The 1,919-nt window shown below is 46.3% G+C and carries 3 protein-coding genes and 1 pseudogene; 1 reads left to right on the plus strand and 3 read right to left on the minus strand.

From position 1 onward, the window contains the following. The 3 genes from PX481_RS25110 to PX481_RS25120 form a co-directional block, all read right to left on the minus strand. On the minus strand, positions 1–368 hold a 368-nt coding region (locus PX481_RS25110), incomplete at its 3' end, for an aminotransferase class I/II-fold pyridoxal phosphate-dependent enzyme (RefSeq protein ID WP_288096676.1). 16 nt (positions 369–384) lie between these two features. Further along, a complete protein-coding gene (locus PX481_RS25115) occupies positions 385–747 on the minus strand; it encodes a thioredoxin family protein (RefSeq protein ID WP_147071930.1) in 363 nt (120 codons plus the stop codon). 45 nt (positions 748–792) lie between these two features. Further along, positions 793–1,671 carry an ABC transporter permease gene (locus PX481_RS25120; RefSeq protein WP_288096679.1) on the minus strand — a complete coding sequence of 293 codons (879 nt, stop codon included), beginning with the start codon at positions 1,669–1,671 and terminating at the stop codon, positions 793–795. A gap of 17 nt (positions 1,672–1,688) precedes the next feature. Here PX481_RS25120 and PX481_RS25125 point away from each other — a divergent pair. Beyond that, a pseudogene (locus PX481_RS25125) lies at positions 1,689–1,919 on the plus strand (TIGR00303 family protein); the annotation flags it as partial.

Here is a 1,919-nt window from a genome sequence, read left to right on the forward strand (position 1 = left end):
AGGGCAAAATCCCCGGGGTTGAGAAGGGCCAAAGGTAGATGGGCCGTGCCTTCCTGAGAACCAATTAGGGGTAAAACCTCCGTTTCCGGATCGACGGGGACACCAAAGCGATCGCTATACCAGTTAGCGGCAGTTATTCGGAAGTCTCGCGTACCATTATGGAGTAAATAGCCGTGGGTGTGAGGATCGTGGAGAGATCGCTCTATAGCATCGATAACATGGGGAGCAGCACCAAGATCGGAGGAACCGAGCGAAAGATCGATAATGGTATTACCCGCTTCTCTACTGGCAGCCTTTGCCCGATCCATATCGGCAAAAACGTTGGATTGTAGTGCCTGTAAGCGGCGTGCTAGGGTTAAGTTATTCATAACCATGGATACCTAATTAGCTGACATAGGTATCGATAAAAGATTGTAATTGTTGTTTGCCGATCGCCCCTTCATGAGTGGCAATAATTTCGTTATCTTTAAAGATGCGTAAAGCAGGAACACCTTCCACCTTACATTTAGCCACCGAGTCGGGGTTAGGGTCTATTTCTAGTTTAACTACTTTTAGCCGTTCGCCGTAGGTTTTGGCCACCCAATCGATCGAGGGGGATACCAAACGACACGGACCGCACCAACTCGCCCAAAAATAGACTAAAACGGGTTTTTCGACCTCAAAAACCTCTTGGTCAAACTTCTGATCGCTAATGACAGTTACGCTACTCACAGTATTTATTTCCTCACCATCGCTACTGATCATCATAGAGGTTCTGGGTAATTTTCGGCAATTATCCACTTCTACGCTTCCTTAAACATTAGGATCAAAGACATCCCGTAAACCATCACCGATAAAATTAATACTTAACACCGTGATCACGATAGCTAGAGCGGGAAAAATGACCAAGTGGGGGGCAGTTGTCAAGTAATCTTTAGCTTTAAATAACATTTGTCCCCAAGTCGGCACATCGGGGGGGAAACCCAAACCCAAAAAACTCAGGGTTGACTCGGTAATAATCGCATTACCCACGGCTAAAGTGGCCGCCACCATAATCATTCCCAAAACATTAGGCAATAAATGCACCCAGATTAAACGGAAAGGAGTGGCCCCCAAAGCAATCGCAGCCGAGATAAATTCCATCTCCCGTAACTTTAAGAAATTTCCCCGCACCAATCGCGCCACCGACATCCAATTTAAACCCCCGATTACTAAAACCACGAGGATAAAAATGCCCGTTTCCGGTCCAGCGATTTTTTTGATACTATCGCGAAATAGATAGACAAACAGTAAAAGTAGGGGCAATTGGGGCAAAGATAGGAATAAATCCGTTAATCGCATCAACAAACCATCGATCGCGCCCCCGTAAAACCCAGAAATAGCTCCGATCGCTGTCCCTAGAATCATCGCCACCATCATAGCAGCAATGCCCACCGCTAGGGAAATTCGACCCCCCACCAAAATCCTCGCCAATTGATCCTGGCCCAGATCATTAGTCCCAAAAAGATGTTTTAAACTGGGGGGAGCAGTGGTTTGACTAAAATCAATGGTATCGATGGGGACCCGATAGAAAATCGGACCGAATAGGACAGCAAGAATAATTATCATTAATGCGATCGCTCCTATTACTGCCAAGGGATCTCGGTAAAAACGTCGCCAAGTATCGATAATTGCAGAAGACAGGGGAGACATAATCAAGAAAATCACAGATGATTAAAATTTACACGGAAATCGAACGGGGGCAAAATTGGTTACAGCGCCATCAAAAATCTTCTCCGATATTTGCCCTAGTTTTAGGTTTTACCGAGACGGGATTAATCCCCGGAATCTCCACCGCCGGTGCTACCCCGGAAGATAGAAAATATACAGCGATCGCCGATGCCGAATTTATCGTTAAAGGAGTTTCACCCCATCCCCGTTATCCCTTACCCCCCCTAACG

The organism is Microcystis sp. M53603_WE2 (genome assembly GCF_030065435.1).

Coding starts and splice junctions, on each gene's coding strand:
- PX481_RS25120 (WP_288096679.1), bottom strand. CDS start 1,671: ATGTCTCCCCTGTCTTCTGCAATTATCGATACTTGGCGACGTTTTTAC.
- PX481_RS25115 (WP_147071930.1), bottom strand. CDS start 747: ATGATGATCAGTAGCGATGGTGAGGAAATAAATACTGTGAGTAGCGTA.